Source organism: Blastococcus sp. CT_GayMR19 (assembly GCF_004570385.1).
Taxonomy (GTDB): domain Bacteria; phylum Actinomycetota; class Actinomycetes; order Mycobacteriales; family Geodermatophilaceae; genus Blastococcus_B.
This window is the reverse complement of record NZ_SPQL01000006.1, coordinates 228,720-245,862: the sequence shown is the minus strand read 5'-3', so window position 1 is coordinate 245,862 and position 17,143 is coordinate 228,720. Positions and strand designations below refer to the sequence as shown.

Annotated in this window: 15 protein-coding genes and 1 rRNA gene; 1 reads left to right on the top strand and 15 read right to left on the bottom strand. The window is 73.4% G+C overall.

Annotated features, from left to right (window positions below):
- From E4P39_RS11150 to argC, 11 genes are all read right to left on the bottom strand, one after another.
- Positions 1 to 83 (bottom strand): 16S ribosomal RNA (locus E4P39_RS11150); the annotation flags it as partial.
- Between the two features lie 376 nt (positions 84 to 459).
- Entirely contained in the window at positions 460 to 1,749 is a 1,290-nt protein-coding gene (gene tyrS / locus E4P39_RS11145) for a tyrosine--tRNA ligase (protein WP_135136572.1), read from the bottom strand.
- Positions 1,746 to 2,357, bottom strand: a complete 612-nt coding sequence (locus E4P39_RS11140; protein WP_280790848.1) for a DNA-3-methyladenine glycosylase — start codon at positions 2,355 to 2,357, stop codon at positions 1,746 to 1,748. Before E4P39_RS11140 ends, tyrS begins: the two co-directional genes overlap by 4 nt.
- A 56-nt stretch (positions 2,358 to 2,413) precedes the next feature.
- Positions 2,414 to 3,901 (bottom strand): argininosuccinate lyase, encoded by a 1,488-nt coding sequence (gene argH, locus E4P39_RS11135; RefSeq protein WP_245159769.1) that lies wholly within the window; start codon positions 3,899 to 3,901, stop codon positions 2,414 to 2,416.
- Positions 3,898 to 5,106 (bottom strand): argininosuccinate synthase, encoded by a 1,209-nt coding sequence (locus tag E4P39_RS11130; RefSeq protein WP_135136571.1) that lies wholly within the window; start codon positions 5,104 to 5,106, stop codon positions 3,898 to 3,900. The genes argH and E4P39_RS11130 overlap by 4 nt, the downstream gene beginning before the upstream one ends.
- Positions 5,103 to 5,639, bottom strand: coding sequence for an arginine repressor (locus E4P39_RS11125; RefSeq protein ID WP_135136570.1), 537 nt, complete (start codon positions 5,637 to 5,639; stop codon positions 5,103 to 5,105). The genes E4P39_RS11130 and E4P39_RS11125 overlap by 4 nt, the downstream gene beginning before the upstream one ends.
- A 55-nt stretch (positions 5,640 to 5,694) precedes the next feature.
- Positions 5,695 to 6,642: an ornithine carbamoyltransferase gene (gene argF / locus E4P39_RS11120; protein WP_135136569.1), complete on the bottom strand. Its 948-nt coding sequence runs from the start codon at positions 6,640 to 6,642 to the stop codon at positions 5,695 to 5,697.
- Positions 6,639 to 7,829, bottom strand: a complete 1,191-nt coding sequence (locus tag E4P39_RS11115) for an acetylornithine transaminase (RefSeq protein ID WP_135136568.1) — start codon at positions 7,827 to 7,829, stop codon at positions 6,639 to 6,641. Before E4P39_RS11115 ends, argF begins: the two co-directional genes overlap by 4 nt.
- Positions 7,826 to 8,893, bottom strand: coding sequence for an acetylglutamate kinase (gene argB / locus E4P39_RS11110; protein WP_209306481.1), 1,068 nt, complete (start codon positions 8,891 to 8,893; stop codon positions 7,826 to 7,828). The genes E4P39_RS11115 and argB overlap by 4 nt, the downstream gene beginning before the upstream one ends.
- A complete protein-coding gene (argJ, locus tag E4P39_RS11105) occupies positions 8,890 to 10,041 on the bottom strand; it encodes a bifunctional glutamate N-acetyltransferase/amino-acid acetyltransferase ArgJ (protein WP_135136567.1) in 1,152 nt (383 codons plus the stop codon). Before argJ ends, argB begins: the two co-directional genes overlap by 4 nt.
- Complete coding sequence (argC, locus tag E4P39_RS11100) at positions 10,038 to 11,078, bottom strand: N-acetyl-gamma-glutamyl-phosphate reductase (protein WP_135136566.1); 1,041 nt, start codon at positions 11,076 to 11,078, stop codon at positions 10,038 to 10,040. The genes argJ and argC overlap by 4 nt, the downstream gene beginning before the upstream one ends.
- 74 nt (positions 11,079 to 11,152) lie before the next feature.
- Here argC and E4P39_RS11095 point away from each other — a divergent pair, with 74 nt between their 5' ends.
- Positions 11,153 to 12,034, top strand: coding sequence for a diacylglycerol kinase family protein (locus tag E4P39_RS11095; RefSeq protein ID WP_135136565.1), 882 nt, complete (start codon positions 11,153 to 11,155; stop codon positions 12,032 to 12,034).
- Between the two features lie 12 nt (positions 12,035 to 12,046).
- On the opposite strand, the gene E4P39_RS11090 is transcribed toward E4P39_RS11095, so the two are convergent.
- Genes E4P39_RS11090 through pheS form a run of 4 tightly spaced genes read right to left on the bottom strand, consistent with a single transcriptional unit; the run spans position 12,047 to position 16,950 of the window.
- Positions 12,047 to 12,613, bottom strand: a complete 567-nt coding sequence (locus tag E4P39_RS11090; RefSeq protein ID WP_167761762.1) for a DUF1643 domain-containing protein — start codon at positions 12,611 to 12,613, stop codon at positions 12,047 to 12,049.
- Positions 12,613 to 13,419, bottom strand: coding sequence for an SDR family oxidoreductase (locus E4P39_RS11085; protein WP_135136563.1), 807 nt, complete (start codon positions 13,417 to 13,419; stop codon positions 12,613 to 12,615). Before E4P39_RS11085 ends, E4P39_RS11090 begins: the two co-directional genes overlap by 1 nt.
- Complete coding sequence (gene pheT / locus E4P39_RS11080) at positions 13,412 to 15,883, bottom strand: phenylalanine--tRNA ligase subunit beta (protein ID WP_135136562.1); 2,472 nt, start codon at positions 15,881 to 15,883, stop codon at positions 13,412 to 13,414. Before pheT ends, E4P39_RS11085 begins: the two co-directional genes overlap by 8 nt.
- The gene (pheS, locus tag E4P39_RS11075; protein WP_135136561.1) at positions 15,883 to 16,950 is read right to left on the bottom strand and encodes a phenylalanine--tRNA ligase subunit alpha; all 1,068 of its coding nucleotides are present in this window, start codon (positions 16,948 to 16,950) and stop codon (positions 15,883 to 15,885) included. Before pheS ends, pheT begins: the two co-directional genes overlap by 1 nt.
- Positions 16,951 to 17,143 lie beyond the last annotated feature (193 nt).

The window sequence follows — 17,143 nt, the reverse complement described above, 5'->3', positions numbered from 1 at the left end:
CCGAAGGAAGGGGCTCGCTCGACTTGCATGTGTTAAGCACGCCGCCAGCGTTCGTCCTGAGCCAGGATCAAACTCTCCGTAGATGATTCGATCACAGGCCGAGAACCGAGAACTGGACGCTCTCGATATCAATCAACCAAAGGAATCCCAAACCAGAACCCGAAGGCCCCGGCACGGGGTATTACTTGGCACTGACTTTCGGCACGCTGTTGAGTTCTCAAGGAGCGGACGCACACGAAGTCCACCCTGACGGGCTTCATCCGAGGCGATGTCTCGTTGTACACCGCACAACGGTCAGGCCCCGCAGGGTCTGCCCGCTGGCCCCAGACGGGGTCTCGCGCGGCGCAGAGAGAAAGTTACGTCCGTCGCGGGGCCCGTGTCAAACCGGGGGCCAGGTGACGCCGGACACGCGCCCGGCATGCTCCGGACACCTGCTCGTCATGTCCCCGGAGGGCAAGGTCAGGCCCCCGCGGTCCCCGTCCGCTGGACCCCGGCGATGGAGCGCTTGCCCCTCCGCAGGACCAGCCAGCCGCCCGGCAACCAGGCGTCGTCCGCCGGCACGGCGTCGGCGTCCGTCACCCGCTCGTTGTTGAGGTAGGCCCCGCCTTCCTTCACCGTGCGGCGCGCCTCCGACAGGCTGCCCACCAGGCCGGTGAGCTGGAGCAGCTGGGCCACCGAGGGCACGTCGCCGTCCACCCGCAGGGCTCCGGCCTCCTCAAGCGCTGCCCCCAGCGTCTCCGCCGCCAGGGAGCCGAGGTCGTCCCGGCCGAACAGGGCGCGCCCGGCCGCCTCGGCCTGACGGAGCTCCTCGGGGCCGTGGACCAGCAGCGTGAGCTCCTCGGCCAGTGCCCGCTGGGCGGTCCGGGCCGCCGGGCGCTCGATGCTCTCCGCGATCAGGGCGTCGACCTCCTCGGCCGGCCGCTCGGAGAAGAGCGGCAGCCAGGTCCGGGCGTCGGCGTCGTCGGCGTTGAGCCAGAACTGGAAGAACGCGTACGGCGACGTCAGGGACGGATCGAGCCAGACCGAGCCGCCCTCGGACTTGCCCATCTTGGTGCCGTCGGACCTGGTCACCAGCGGCGTCGAGAGCGCGTGCACGGAGGCGCCCTCGACGCGGCGGACCAGGTCGATCCCCGCGGTCAGGTTCCCCCACTGGTCGGAGCCGCCGGTCTGGAGCGTCACGCCGTGCCGCCGGAACAGCTCGACGTAGTCGTTGGCCTGGAGGATCTGGTAGCTGAACTCCGTGTAGCTGATACCCGCGTCGGAGTTGAGCCGGGCCGACACCGCCTCCTTCGCCAGCATCTTGCTCACCCGGAAGTGCTTGCCGAGGTCGCGGAGGAGGTCGATCGCCGAGAGCTTCGCGGTCCATTCGAGGTTGTCGACGTAGATCGGTCCCTGCAGCCCGTCGGTCTCGGCGGGCCGCTCCAGGAACGGCGCGAGCTGCCGCTGGATGCTGTCCACCCAGCCGGCCACGGTGCCGGGATCGTTGAGCTGCCGTTCCGCGGTCGGGCGCGGGTCGCCGATCAGCCCCGTCGCACCGCCCACCAGCACGACGGGCTGGTGACCGGCGCGCTGCAGGGCCCGCAGAGGCATGAGCTGGACGAGGTGCCCGACGTGCAGGCTCGGCGCCGTCGGGTCGAAACCGCAGTAGTAGGCGATCGGACCTTCCGCGAGGGAAGCCCGCAGCGCGGCCTCGTCGGTGCTCTGGGCGATGAGCCCACGGCGGTGCAGATCGTCGATCACGTCAATCACGGGAGTCCATCCTGCCCGGCGGTGCGACGGCGAGGCTTCCCACCCGCCCGGAACACGCTGACGGAGGCTGCGCCGTGCTCCCAGAATCGCCACGGCAGGTCGGTCGCGAGGCTGATGCCGACGCGTGGGCCGGCCGTGATCGCCGCCGGCGCCGGGCCCCGATAAAGCCGCACGGAGCTGGCCGGCGACAGCAGGTCGGTATCCAGGTCGTCCGGTCCGATGGCCAGCGCCTGGGTCAGGCGTGCGGGTCCCCGGGCGAGATCTCGCGCCACGCGCGCGGTGGGCCGGCGGGTGCGCGCGAGCTCCTCCCCCTCCACGACCTCACCGGCCCGCAGCAGCACCGCCTGTCCCCGGCCCTCCGGCCCGACGACGACGTTGGCGCACCAGTGCACGCCGTAGCTGAAGTAGACGTAGAGCCGGCCGGGCGGGCCGAACATGATCGCGGCGCGTGGCGTTGGACCACGATGCGAGTGCGCAGCCGGGTCCATCCCGTCCCCCGAGTACGCCTCGACCTCGGTCAGCCGCAGCGCAACCCGCCCCTCCGGCCGGTCGGAGACGAGCCAGCACCCCAGCAGGGACGGCGCCACGACGTCGACCGGCCCGAGCAGGTCCCCCTTGGTGAGGAGCGGACCCGGCCCGGGCCGGTCGGGGTCGGGAAGAGCACTCAGAGCGCCATCTCCTGGAGCACCCCAGCCACGGGTGAGGACGACGCCCAGTCGGCGTGCGCCACCGCCAGGGCCTTGAGTGCCGTCATCTGCTCGGCCACCCGCTCCGGCGCCGTCCCGCCGCGGGCCTTCCGGGCCGCCAGCGCGCCCGGCACAGACAGCACCGAACGGACGGCGGGGGTGAGCCGCTCGTCGATGCCGGCCAGCTGGTCGTCGTCCAGCTGGTCGAGCTCGAGCCCGGCCTCCTCGCAGAACGAGACCATCGCCCCGGAGATCTCGTGCGCCGACCGGAAGGGGACGCCGTTCGACACCAGCCACTCGGCCACGTCGGTGGCGAGCGCGAAGCCCTGCGGCGCGGCGGCCTCCAGCACCTCCGGGTGCAGGGTCAGCGTCGCCACCATGCCCGTGACCGCCGGCAGCAGGAGCATCAGCTGCTCCAGGGAGTCGAAGACGGGCTCCTTGTCCTCCTGCAGGTCGCGGTCGTAGGCCAGCGGCAGGCCCTTGAGCATCGTGAGCAGGCCGGTCAGGTTCCCGACGAAGCGGCCCGACTTGCCCCGCGCCAGCTCGGCGATGTCGGGGTTCTTCTTCTGCGGCATGATCGACGACCCGGTCGCCCAGGCGTCGTCGAGCCGCGCCCAGCCGAACTCGGTCGACGTCCAGAGGACGACCTCCTCCCCCAGCCGGGAGAGGTGGACGCCGAGCAGTGCCGCCGCGAAGCAGAACTCCGCGGCGAAGTCCCGGTCGCTGACGGCGTCGATCGAGTTGTCGGCGGCCCGGTCGAAGCCGAGCTCGGCCGCGACCGCGTCGGGGTCCAGACGAAGCGAGGAGCCGGCCAGTGCACCGGCGCCCAGCGGGCTGACCGCCGTCCGCTTGTCCCAGTCCTGCAGCCGGTCGACGTCGCGGGCGATCGAGTGGGCGTGCGCCAGCAGTTGGTGGGCGATGAGCACCGGCTGCGCGTGCTGCAGATGGGTCATGCCCGGCGCCGCGACGTCCTGGTACCGCTCCGCCAGCCCGAGCAACGCGAACTCCAGCGACGACAGCTCCGAGACCAGGGCGCGGACGTTGTGCCGCAGGTAGAGGCGGAGGTCCGTCGCGACCTGGTCGTTGCGGCTGCGGCCGGCGCGAAGCTTCCCGCCCAGCGGGCCGAGCTTCTCGAGCAGCCCGCGCTCGAGCGCCTCGTGCACGTCCTCGTCCGCCTCGATCGGCGCGAACGTGCCCGCGGCGACCTCGGCCGAGAGCTCGGTGAGCGCGCCGACCATCGCGGCGAGCTCGTCATCGGTGAGCAGCCCGGCCCGGTTGAGCACCCGGGCGTGCGCGCGCGACGACGCCAGGTCGTAGGGCGCCAGCCGCCAGTCGACGTCCGTGGACTTGGAGAGGGCGGCCATCGCCGGCGACGGGCCGCCGCCGAAGCGGCCGCCCCACAGCCGCGTCTGGCTGGCCTCGGCGGGGATGCCGGGACCGGCGGCTGGTGGATTGGCCTCCGTCACGCGCCGCCGCCGAGCCGCTGCTCGCGGGCGGCGGCCAGCTTGGACGGCATGCCCCACAGCTGGACGAAGCCCCTGGCCAGGCCCTGGTCGAACGTGTCGCCGGTGTCGTAGGTGGCGAGGTTGAAGTCGTAGAGCGAGGCCTCGCTGCGCCGTCCGGTGACCGTGGCCCGGCCGCCCTGCAGGGTCATCCGGATCTCGCCGGTGACGTGCTGCTGGGACTCCGCGACGAACGCGTCCAGTGCCCGCTTCAGCGGGGAGAACCAGAGACCGTCGTAGACCAGCTCGGCCCAGCGCTGGCCCACGGTCCGCTTGAAGCGGGCGAGGTCGCGCTCGACGGTGACCGCCTCGAGCTCCTGGTGCGCGGTGATCAGGGCGATCGCGCCGGGCGCCTCGTACACCTCGCGGCTCTTGATGCCGACCAGCCGGTCCTCGACCATGTCCAGCCGCCCGACGCCGTGCAGCCCCGCGCGGGCGTTGAGCTGCTCGATCGCCTGGAGCATCGTGACCGGCTTGCCGTCGATCGACGTCGGCACGCCGGCCGTGAACCCGATGGTGACCTCGTCGGCCTCCCGGGCGATGGCCGGGTCCTGCGTGTACTCGTAGACGTCCTCGATGGGGCCGTTCCAGATGTCCTCGAGGAAGCCGGTCTCGACGGCCCGGCCCCACACGTTCTGGTCGATCGAGTACGGGGACTTCTTCGACGTGGCGATGGGCAGGCCGCGCTCCTCGGCGAAGGCGATCGCCTTGTCGCGGGTCATGCCCGAGTCGCGGACGGGGGCCAGCACCTGCAGGTCCGGGCCGAGGGCGCCGATGCCCACCTCGAATCGCACCTGGTCGTTGCCCTTGCCGGTGCAGCCGTGGGCGACCATCGAGGCGCCGTGGTACTTCGCGGCGGCCACCAGGTGCTTGACGATCAGCGGCCGGGACAGCGCCGAGACCAGCGGGTAGCGGTCCATGTAGAGGGCGTTGGCCTGCAGCGCGGGGAGACAGAACTCGTCGGCGTACTCGTCGCGCATGTCGGCGACGATCGACTCGACCGCGCCGCAGTCGAGCGCCCGCTGGCGGATGACGTCCATGTCCTCACCGCCCTGGCCGACGTCGCCTGCGACGGCGATGACCTCGGCGCCGGTCTCCTCGGCGATCCAGCCGATGGCCACGGAGGTGTCGAGGCCTCCCGAGTAGGCCAGGACGACACGTTCGCTCACGGTGCACTCTCTTCCAGGTCGGTCTTCAGTTCGGGGTAGATGGCCGGCGTGCCCTCGGCGAGGGCGCGCAGGCGGTCGGCGAGCGCCTGCCCGCCGTCGGGGTCCCGGGAGACGACGAGCAGAGTGTCGTCCCCCGCGATCGTGCCCAGGACGTCGGGGAGCCCGACCTTGTCCAGGGCGGAGGCGAGGAACTGCGCGGCGCCCGGGGGCGTGCGCAGGACCGCGAGATTGGCGCTCCCCTCGGCGTGGGTCAGCAGATCGGCCAGCAGCCGGGTGAGCCGCGCCGGCGCGGCCTGGGCCGGTCGGAGCGGTGCGTTCTCGGGAGGGAGCACGTAGCTGGCCGGCGCGCCGTCCGAGCCGCGCAGCTTGACCGCGCCGAGCTCCTCGAGGTCCCGCGACAGCGTGGCCTGGGTGACCTCGATGCCCGACTCGGCCAGCAGGGCGGCCAGCTGCGTCTGCGACGCCACGGGCTGCCCTTCGATCAGCTGGGCGATCCGCGCCTGTCTGGCCGATCTGGTGAGGGCCGTCGTCATGCGCACTCCAGGAGCCGCGCGAGACCCTTGGGGCTCGCAACCGGGCGGGGGCCCGTCATGACGAGTGCTCCAAGAGCCAAACCAGCAAGGCCTTCTGGGCGTGCAGCCGGTTCTCGGCCTCGTCCCAGACGGCGCTCTGCGGCCCGTCGATCACCGACGAGGCGATCTCCTTCTCCCGGTACGCCGGTAGGCAGTGCAGTACGACGGCGCCGTCAGCGGCCCGGCCCAGCGCGGCGTCGTCCACGGCGTAGGGCAGGAAGGGGGCGATCCGTGCCTCGTACTCGCCCTCCTGGCCCATCGACACCCAGGTGTCGGTGGCCAGGACGTCGGCGCCGCCCGCTGCCTCTGCCGGGTCGGCGGTCCACAGCACCGAGCCCCCGGTATCGCTGGCGATCTTCGAAGCCCGCTCCAGGACGGCGGCGTCGGGCTGGAACGCCTCCGGCGACCCGATGCGCACGTGCATGCCGGCCGTCGCGCCGCCGAGGAGGTACGAGTGCGCCATGTTGTTGGCGCCGTCGCCGAGGTAGGTCAGCGTCAGCCCGGCCAGCTCGCCCTTGCGTTCGGCGATCGTCTGCAGGTCGGCCAGGATCTGGCAGGGGTGGTACTCGTCGGTGAGCGCGTTGACGACGGGCACGCGGCTCGCCGACGCCATGGCCTCGATGCGGTCCTGCCCGAACGTCCGCCACACGATCGCGGCGGCCTGCCGGTCGAGCACCCGGGCAGTGTCCTCGACCAGCTCGCCGCGCCCGAGCTGGCTGCCGGCGGCGTCGATGACCAGCGGATAGCCGCCGAGCTCGGCGACGCCGATGGAGAAGGAGACCCGGGTGCGGGTCGAGGGCTTGTCGAAGAGGACGGCGACCGCGCGGGGCACCCCGTTCGGCGCGGCGAGCGGGGTGGGGGCCTCGGCGGTGTGCCGCGTCTTCTTGAGCGAGGCGGCCAGGGCCAGCACCTCGGCCTGCTCGGCCGGGCTGAGGTCGTCGTCCTTGAGGAAGTGCCGGGTCACGGTGCTGTCTCCAGTGCGGTGTCGAGCGCGGCGGGCAGGGCGGCGACGAACGCGTCCACCTGCGCGTCGGTCAGGACGAGGGGCGGCGCGAGCCGGAGCACCCCGGGCGCCACCGCGTTGGTGAGGAAGCCGGCGGTGCGCAGCTCGGCCTCCAGCGCGGCGGCGACGTCGGTGGTGAGGACGACGCCGAGCAGCGCACCCCTCCCCCGCACCCCGCTGATGCCGGCGTGCCCGAGCGCCTCGATCCCGGCGGTGAACCGGTGCTCGAGCTCCTTCGCCCGCTCAAGCAGCCCCTCGTCCCGGATGGTGTCGAGCACCGCGAGCGCGGCGGCGGCGGCGATCGGGTTGCCGCCGAACGTCGAGCCGTGCGAGCCGGCACCGAGCAGCTCCGCGGCGTCCCCGAAGGCGAGGGTCGCGCCCATGGGGAGTCCGCCGCCGAGCGCCTTGGCCAGGGTAATGACGTCGGGAGCGACTCCGTCGGCCTGGTGCATGAACCACGAGCCGGTCCGGCCGATCCCGGTCTGCACCTCGTCGAGCGCGAACAGCGCGCCTGCCCCGGAGGCTGCGGAGGCAGCCGCCGCGAGGTAGGCGGGCGGAGCCGGCAGCACGCCGCCCTCCCCCAGCATCGGTTCGAGCAGCACCATCGCCGTCCGCTCCCCCACCGCGCCGGCCAGCGCATCGGGATCGCCGTAGGGCACGAACTGCACACCCCCCGGCAGCGGGGCGAACGCGTCGGCCTTGCCGGGCTGACCGGTGAGCGCGAGCGCGCCCATGGTCCGGCCGTGGAAGGACCCCACCGCGGTGACCACCTCGGGCCGGCCGGTGAGCCGGCTGATCTTGAACGCGGCCTCGTTGGCCTCCGCACCGGAGTTGCAGAAGAACACCCTGCCCGGCCGGCCGGCCAGGTCGAGCAGCCTCTCGGCCAGCAGCAGGCCCGGCTCGTGGATCGCCAGGTTGGAGACGTGCCCGAGCTTGTTCGCCTGGGCCGTGATCGCCTCCACGACCTTCGGGTGCGCGTGGCCGAGGATCGTCGTCGCGATGCCGCCGAGCAGGTCGGTGTACTCGCGCCCGTCGACGTCCCGGACGGTGGCGCCCTCGCCACGGTCGAGCGCGACCGGCGGCACCTTGTAGTTGCCCATCATCACGGCCGACCAGCGGGCCGACAGCTCCTCGGTGTGCGTGGTCATGGTGCTGCCTCCCTGCCTTCGTCGATGGGGCTCTTCTCGGCCGGGACGACCATCGTCCCGGTGCCTTCGGTCGTGAACATCTCCAGCAGCAGCGCGTGCGGCATGCGGCCGTCGACGACGGTCGCCCGCTTCACCCCGCCCTCGACCGCCCGCAGGCAGGCGGCCATCTTCGGGACCATCCCGGCATCGAGCGCCGGCAGGATCTCGGCCAGCTCGCGGGCGTCGATCTGCTCGACCAGCGAGTCGCGGTCGGGCCAGTCGGCGTAGAGCCCCTCGACGTCGGTGAGGACGACGAGCTTGACCGCGCCCAGCGCGACGGCGAGCGCCGCGGCGGCGGTGTCGGCGTTGAGGTTGTGCAGCTGCCCGGTCGCGTCGGGGGCGACGCCGGAGACGACCGGGATGTGGCCGGCCTCCAGCAGCGCCCGCACCGGCGTGGGGTCGACGGAGACGACCTCGCCGACGAACCCGATGTCGACCGGCTCGCCGTCGACGACCGCCTGGGTGCGCGCGGCGGTCAACAGCCCGCCGTCCTCCCCTGACAGCCCGACGGCACGGCCGCCGTGCTCGTTGATCAGACCGACCACCTCCGGCCCGACCTGGCCGACGAGCACCATGCGGACGACGTCGACGGCCTGCTCGGTGGTCACCCGCAGCCCACCGCGGAACTCGCTGGGGATCCCGAGCCGCGCGAGCATCGAGGAGATCTGGGGGCCACCGCCGTGCACGACGACGGGCAGGATCCCGCAGGTCCGGAGGAACACCATGTCCTCGGCGAACGCCCGGCGGCACACCTCGTCGACCATCGCGTGGCCGCCGTACTTGATCACCACCACGTTGCCGTGGAACTCCTTGAGCCAGGGCAGCGCGCCGGTGAGGACGGCGACCTTCCGCGCGTCCCCCTCGGGGTCGTAGGTGCGCATGACCCGGCGGGTGCCGACCTGCTTCGGCAGCCGCGGCTGCGGTGACGGCTCGTCGACCCGGACGTCCGGCGGCGTGGGGTCCTGGGGGCCGTTCTCCTGATGGCCGGGATGGCCATTCTGGCCGTCGGCCGGGGTCTCGCTCATGTGGAGTACGCCGAGTTCTCGTGGACGTAGGCGATGGACAGGTCGTTCGTCCAGATCGTCGCCTCGTCGGTGCCGGCGCGGAGATCCACCTCGATGGTGATCGCGCGGCCACTGAGGTCGACGCCCTCGCGGGGATCGCCGATGGCGCCGCCGCGGCAGACGGTGACGCCGTTGATGGTCACGTCGACCTGGTCGGCCTCGAAGGCGGCGTCGGTGGTGCCGATCGCGGCGAGCACCCGGCCCCAGTTGGGGTCGTTGCCGAACAGCGCCGTCTTGAGGAGGTTGTTGCGCGCGCACGCCCGGCCGGCGGTCAGGGCGTCCTCGACGCCGGCGGCGTTGCGGACGGTGATCGCGATGTCCTTCGTCGACCCCTCCGCGTCGGCGAGCAGCTGCATCGCGAGGTCGGTCGCGGCGGCGGTGAGCGCCTCGGTGAAGTCCTCGGTGCTCGGCGTGACGCCGCTGGCACCGCTGGACAGCACGATCACCGTGTCGTTGGTCGACAGGCAGCCGTCCGAGTCGACCCGCTCGAAGGAGAGGCTGGTCGCCGTCTTCAGCGCGGTCTGCAGCACCTGGGGTCGCACGACGGCGTCGGTGGTGAGGACGACGAGCATCGTGGCCAGGCTCGGCGCGAGCATGCCGGCGCCCTTGGCCATGCCGCCGACGCTCCAGCCCTCCCGCTGCTGGACCGTCGTCTTGGGCACCGAGTCGGTCGTCATGATCGCGCGGGCGGCGTCGGCACCGCCGTCCTCGGAGAGCGCGGCGACCGCGGCGGTGACCCCCGCGGTCAGCTTGTCCATGGGCAGCCGGACGCCGATCAGGCCGGTGGAGGCGACCGCGACGTCGATGGCGCCCAGGTCCAGCGCGGCGGCCGCGTGCTCGGCGGTCGCGTGGGTGTCCTGAAAGCCCGCTGCGCCGGTGCACGCATTGGCCCCGCCGGAGTTGAGGACGACGGCCCGCGCCCGGTCGCCCGCCAGCACCTGCCGGCTCCAGAGCACCGGAGCGGCCGGGAAGCGGTTGGTGGTGAAGACAGCGGCCGCGGCGTCGTCCGGACCGTGGTTGAGAACGACGGCGACGTCGGGGTCGCCGCTGGACTTGAGCCCGGCGGCGACGCCGGCGGCGGAGAAGCCCTTGGGCGCGGTGACGGTCATGGCGCGACTCCTACGACCGGCAGGCCGGTGGTCTCGGGCAGGCCGAGGGCGAGATTGGCGCACTGCAGAGCGGCGCCTGCCGTGCCCTTGGTCAGGTTGTCGACCGCCGCGACGACCACGAGCCGGTCGGCATCGGGGTCGACGGCGAGCTGCAGGTGCACAGTGTTGGCGCCGAGGACCGCGGCCGTCGTCGGCCACTGGCCCTCCGGCAGCAGCTGGACGAAGGGCTCGTCGGCGTAGGCCTTCTCGTACGCCGCCCGGGCTGCGGCCGCGTCCGTGCCGGGCGTGAGCCGGGCCGAGCAGGTGGCCAGGATGCCCCGGCTCATCGGGACGAGCGTCGGCGTGAAGCTGACGCTGACCGGGTACCCGGCGACCTGCGCGAGGTTCTGCATCATCTCCGGGGTGTGCCGGTGCACCCCTCCGACGCCGTAGGCGCTGACCGACCCCATGACCTCGCTGCCGAGCAGGTGCGGCAAGGCCTTCCTGCCGGCGCCGGAGGTGCCGCTCGCCGCAACGATCACGACGTCGGGCTCGACCAGGCCGGCCGCCAGCGCCGGGGCGAGGGCGAGCGTGACGGACGTCGGGTAGCAGCCGGGCACGGCGATCCGGCGCGCGCCGGCCAGCTGCTCCCGCTGACCGGGGAGCTCGGGGAGCCCGTAGGGCCATGCGCCGGCGTGCTCGCCGCCGTACCAACGGGCCCAGGCGGCCGGGTCGTCCAGCCGGTGGTCGGCGCCGCAGTCGATGACGAGGGTGTCGGCAGGGAGCTGGGCGGCGATCGCCGCCGACTCGCCGTGCGGCAGCGCGAGCACGACGACGTCGTACCCGGCCAGCGACGCCGCGTCGCTGGACTGGACCACCATCTCGGCAAAAGGCGTCAGGTGGGGCTGGAGCTCGCCCAGGCGTCGGCCGGCGCTCGAGTTGGCGTGCACCCCGGCCAGGCGGAGGTTCGGGTGCGCAGCCAGCAACCGGCACACCTCACCGCCCGCGTAGCCGGTGGCGCCGGTGACCCCGACCGTCCACGTCTGCCCTGTGCTCACGGTGCATGATTATGCACGACAGTGGATAGCAGACCAACCCGGTTACCGGCCGACTGCCTGGGCAGTGGCCCCTGGTGACCTCGTTCGACCGGATCGTCATCATCTTCAACCCGCAGAGCACCGGGAACGCGCCGGAGTCCGCCGGGGAGCTCCGCGACGAACTGGCGCAGCGGCTGCCGGGCGTGCCCCTGGAACTCTCCCCGACCCAGCACGCGGGGCATGCCCGCGACCTGGCCAGGAAGGCGGCCGGCACGGGCAGTCCGCTGATCGTCTCGGTCAGCGGCGACGGTGGATACAACGAGGTGGTGAACGGCGTGATGGACGCCGGCAACGACCGCGCCGTCTGTGCGGTGCGCGCCGCGGGCAACGCCAACGACCACCGTCGCGTCACGCGGGAACGACACCTCGCGGACGCGATCGTGGCCGGCGAGGTGCGCCGCATGGACCTGCTCCGGCTCACGGTGGGCAGCGGGCCGGGCGCGATGGTCCGCTTCGCCCACTCCTACATCGGGGTGGGCCTGACGCCGGTCGTCGCGGTCGACCTGGAGAAAGGCGGCAAGGGGTCGTGGCGGGAGATCGTGTCGGTGGTGCGCGGGTTCTCCCGCTTCCGGCCGTTCCCCATCCGGCTGGAGGACGGCCGCCGGCGAAGGATCGACAGCCTGGTCTTCGCCAACATCGCCGAGATGGCCAAGTACGCGAAGCTCAGCGAGGCCGGCGCCCCGGACGACGGCCGGTTCGAGGTGATCACCCAGCGGCAGACCGGCAAGCTGCGGGTGCTGGCGACGGTGATCCGGGCGGCGACGCGGGGTCTCGGCCCGCAACCGAGCGCCACGCACTACGCCTTCACGCCGCTCGCGCCCATGCCGCTGCAACTGGACGGCGAGCTCGTCGAACTGGACGCGGACATCCCGGTCGCCGTGGACATCGCGCCCCTCGCGCTCGCCACGATCTTCTGACCTTCGCGGGGATCAGACGGGGATCGGGCTCGCCGGGGTCCAGGGGATGAGCGGCGCGTCCGCGGCGACGTAGAGGGGATGCCGCGGTTCCCCGCGGCTCGTCGTTCCCAGGCACCTCGGGTGCGACAGCAGGGGGGCGACCTCCTGCGAGCGGCCTTTCAGGCGACCGTGCGCGCCCCACGCCGCGATCGTCTCCAGACCGGCACCCGTGAGCACCTTGAGCGCCTCGTCGTTGGCGGGCCCGATCGGGTCGTCGGCCGCGCGGAGCTGCTTCGGGTCTGTGTGGCGGAAGGCGAACAGGTTCACGATGACCAGCCCGTTCGCGGCGAGGGCACGCGAGCGCGCGATGCAACGGTTCAGCGTGGGTCGGGGCCGGCGATCCGTGTCGCCCGTTGCCGGATTGAGGAGCACCCAGATCGCCGTCTTCGCGAGGTCAACGTCTCCCCACCACCGGCCGAAGGCGTAGCGGAACACCCTGTCCGGCGAGTAGAGGTAGCGCTCGGGCAGTCCGTCGGGCGCGGAACCTTCCCGGTCCTCGAGGCCGTGGTCGGCTGCCGGTGTCGCGAAGGCGTCGTCCACTAGGCGAGCGGATCCTCGGCGCCGTACGGGACGAGCCGGAGCCGGCGGGCGGCGTCCTCCGGCGTCAGCCCGCGGAGGGTGGCGAGGTCGTCCCTGCCGGCGCGGACGAAGCGGCCGGCCCACGCGTCGAGCTCCCCCGCCGCGATCGCCGTGACCAGTTCGACCACCCGCTCCGGCGGGGTCCAATCGGTGAAGTCCCGCCACATCTCCATCGAGCGGGTCATCGCGGTGTCCACGACGCCCGGGGCGACGTCGAACGCGTGCACGCCGCTGCCCTGCAGGGCGAGGTCCAGTGCCTCGGTCAGCCGCATCAGCCCGGTCTTGGCGACCGAGTAGGCCGAGTAGTCGCGGTTCGCGCGGGTGCCCATCCCGCTGGCGACGTTCACGATCCGCCCGTGTCCGCGCGCGAGCATCCCCGGCACGACGGCGCGCACCAGCAGCTGCGCGCCGCGCACGTGGCTGGCGACGACGTCCCACCAGTGGTCGGGATCGGCCTCCCAGACCGGCACCTCGGCGGCGTCGATGGCCCCCGCGTTGTTGACCAGCAGGTCGACGCGGCCGAGCTCGTCGGCGACCCGCGCCACGGCGGCGTCCACAGCGGCGCGATCGGTGACGTCGGCGGCCACGGCGAGCGTGCGGACACCGGAGGACGCGGCCACCTCCGCCATCGCCGTGGTCAGCCGCTCCTCGCTGCGGGCCAGACCCGCGACGAGCACCCCGCGGGCGGCGAGCCCCTCGGCGAGCGCCCGGCCGATCCCCGACGACGCCCCGCTGATGAGAGCTATCTGGCCGGCGAGGTCAGCCACGCAGGACCGCTCCCGTCCGCCGGCCGGCCGCGGCGACGGCGCTCTCGCGCACCGTGGCCGCCTCCTCACCGGTGAGCGTCCGGTCCGGCGCGCGCAGCGTCAGGGCGTAGCCCAGCGACCGCGACCCGGCCGGGACCGGCGCGCCGGTGTAGACGTCGAACAGCCGCAGCGACTCCAGCAGCTCGCCGGCGCCCTCGCGCAGCGCGGCGTCCACCTCGGCGGCGGGCACGTCGTCGCCGACGACGAGCGCCAGGTCGAGGAGCACCGGCGGGAAGCTCGAGATGGGCGGTCCGACCGGCACCCCGGCCGCCGGGAGGGCGTCGAGATCGAGCTCCATCGCCGCGGTGCGCGCCGGCAACTCAAGCGCGGCGCAGACCCGGGGGTGCAGCTCACCGGCGTGGCCGATCACCCGATCGCCGACGACGAGCCCGGCGCAGCGGCCGGGGTGCCACGGCGCCTCTGCCCCCGCCCGGACGGTCAGCTCGACGCCCGACGCCGCCGCGACCAGCCGGGCGGCCTGCACCGCGTCGGCCCAGACGCCCGGGCGCCCGGGGCCCCACCAGCCGCGGGGCTCGCGGGAACCGGTCAGGGCCACGGCGACGTGCCACGGCTGCTCCGGGACGGCGCCGAGGAGGGCGGCCAGCGTCGCGTCGTCCGGCCGCCGGTCGACGCCGGGCAGCGGGGCCGCCGTCCGGGAGCTGCCGGGGAAGACCGCCCCGTGCTCGAACAGCGCCAGATCGCGCTGGCCCCTGGACAGGTTGCGGGCCAGGGTCGCGAGCAGGCCGGGCAGCAGCGTCGTCCGCAGCGCCGGCTCCTCCTCCGACAGCGGATTGCGGACCAGGACCACCTCGCGGCGCGGGTCGCCGTCGGTCAGGCCCAGGGCGTCGAGGGCCGCCGTCCCGACGAAGGGATAGGACGGCGACTCGACGTAACCGGCCTCGGCCAGGGCCCGGCCGACCCCGCGGCGCCTCCGCTGCACGTCGGTGAGCCCGCGTCCCGGCGGCGCCGTCGGCAGCACGGAGGGGATCTCGTCGTAGCCGGCGAGGCGGACGACCTCCTCGACGAGATCCGCCGGATCGGTGAGGTCGGGCCGCCACGACGGCGGGGTGACGGCGAGCGGGTTGCCGCTGGAGTCCACGTCGCAGCCGACGGCGCCGAGCAGCTCGACCACCTGGGCCGCCGTGTAGGGCACCCCGGCCACGCGCGCGGGCGTCGCCGCGTCCAGTGCGATGGCCGGACGTGGGACCCGGGTGTCGACGTCGACCAGCGCACCGACCACGCGCGCACCGCCGTACTCGGCGAGCAGCTCGGCGGCCCGGGCCAGCGCGACCACGGTCATCTCCGGGTCGACCCCGCGCTCGAAGCGCTTGGCCGCCTCGCTGGGCAGCCGGTGCCGGCGGGCGGTCCGGGCGACCCCGGTCGGCTCCCAGTGCGCGGCCTCGAGCAGCACGGCGGTGGTGCCGTCGCCGATCTCGGTGCTCGCGCCGCCCATGACCGCGGCCAGCCCGATCGGGCCGGTCTCGTCGGTGATGAGCAGGTCGTCGGCGGTGAGCTTCCGCTGCGCGCCGTCCAGGGTGGTGAGCTTCTCCCCCTCGCGGGCCAGCCGGACGGTGATCGGCCCGGTGACGGCGTCCCGGTCGAAGGCGTGCATCGGCTGGCCGAGCTCGAGCATCACGTAGTTGGTGACGTCGACGGCGAGGGAGATGCTGCGCACGCTCGCCTGCGCGAGCCGGCGACGGAGCCACCACGGGCTGGGCGCGGTGGGGTCGAGCCCCTCCATCGCGATCATCGAGAACCGGTCGCAGCGGTCGGGGTCGGCGACCGTCACCTGCCAGGCCGGCTCCCCCGACCAGACCGGCGGGGTGACGGCGCCCGGGTCGCGCCACGGCGCGGCCAGGCCGGTGCCCATCTCGCGGGCGATCCCGCGCATGGACAGGCAGTATCCCCGGTCGGGCGTGACGGCCAGCTCGATGACGACGTCGTCCAGACCTGCGACCTGCCCCGCGGGAGTGCCCGGCGGCGGCACGTCGGCGCCGTCGTGTCCCAGCACGAGGATCCCGGCGTGGTCGTCGCCGATGCCCAGCTCGCGGACCGAGCAGATCATCCCGTCGGAGACCCGGTCGTAGGTCGTCCGCGCGGCGATCTCGAAGCCACCCGGGAGCACGGCCCCCGGCAGCGCGACCACGACGGTGTCGCCGACGACGAAGTTGCTGGCGCCGCAGACGATGCCTCGTGGCTCTGCCTCTCCCACGTCGACCTGCGTGTAGCGGATCGGCTTCTTGAAGCCGGTCAGCTCCTCGATCCCCAGGACCTTGCCGATGACGAGCGGTCCGGTGACCTCCTCGGGCCGGTGGATCTCCTCCACCTCGAGACCGAGGCGCACGAAGGCGGTGTCGAGGTCCTCGACCGACGTCCCCGCCGGCACGTCGACGTACTCGGCCAGCCAGCCGATGGGGACCCGCATTACTGCTCAACTCCGAACGCTCGTGTGAACCGGACGTCGCCCTCGACGATGTCGCGCATGTCGCCGACGCCGGAGCGGAACTGCAGGGCGCGCTCGATGCCAAGGCCGAACGCGAAGCCGGTGTACTCCTCCGGGTCGATGCCGCAGGCGATGAGCACCCGCGGGTTGACCATCCCGCAGCCACCCCACTCGACCCACCGCGGGCCGTCGCGGTGCTCGGGGAACCAGACGTCGAACTCCGCCGACGGCTCGGTGAACGGGAAGTACGACGGCCGCCAGCGGGTGATGGCATCGGCGCCGAACAGGATGCGGGACAGGTGGTCGAGCGTGCCCCGCAGGTGCGCCATGGTGAGCCCGCGGTCGACCGCGAGGCCCTCCACCTGGTGGAAGACGGGCGTGTGCGTGGCGTCGAGCTCGTCGGTCCGGTAGACCCGGCCGGGCGCCACGACGTAGATCGGGGGCTTCCGCTCGAGCATGGTCCGGGCCTGCACCGGGCTCGTGTGCGTGCGCAGCACCAGACCGGAGTCCTCGGGCGCGACGAAGAAGGTGTCCATCATCGTGCGGGCCGGGTGGTCGCGGCCGATGTTGAGGGCGTCGAAGTTCAGCCACTCCGCCTCGAGCTCCGGGCCGTCGGCGACCTCGTAGCCCATCCCCACGAAGATGTCGGCGATCCGGTCGGTCAGGGTGGTCAGCGGGTGCCGGGCCCCCCGCGGCGTGCGGTCCCACGGCAGCGTGACGTCGACCCGCTCCTCGGCCAGCACCCGCGCATCCCGCTCCGCCTCCAGCTCGGCGAGCCGCTCGGCGTAGGCCGCGGCGACCGCCTCGCGCGCGGCGTTCACCCGCTTCCCGGCGTCGCTCCGGGCCGCCGGCGGCAGCGCACCGAGCTCGCGGCGGGCCAGCAGCACGGGCGCGCGGTCGCCGAGATGGGCAGGACGGACGACGGCCAGCGCCTCGAGGTCCCCCGCGGCCGCGAACGCCTTCTGTGCGGCCGTCACCGCCTCGTCGAGGGCCTCGGGCGAGAGCGCGGCGACCTGCTTGGGGTCGTAGGGATCATTGACGCCAGACACGGGAGGCCATTCTGCCCGCCGTCCGCGCCCGCCCGCGCCTGGGTTACCGACGGGTGCGGCGTGGGCGGCTCCCCCGCCTGCCGAGACCTGCGAACTCGTGGTCATCAGCCGCTGACTGCCACGAGTTCGCAGGTCTCGGGGATCGCAGCGCCGGGGGGCGGCCGACCGGGCTGGTGCTAGAACGGGAACGGGT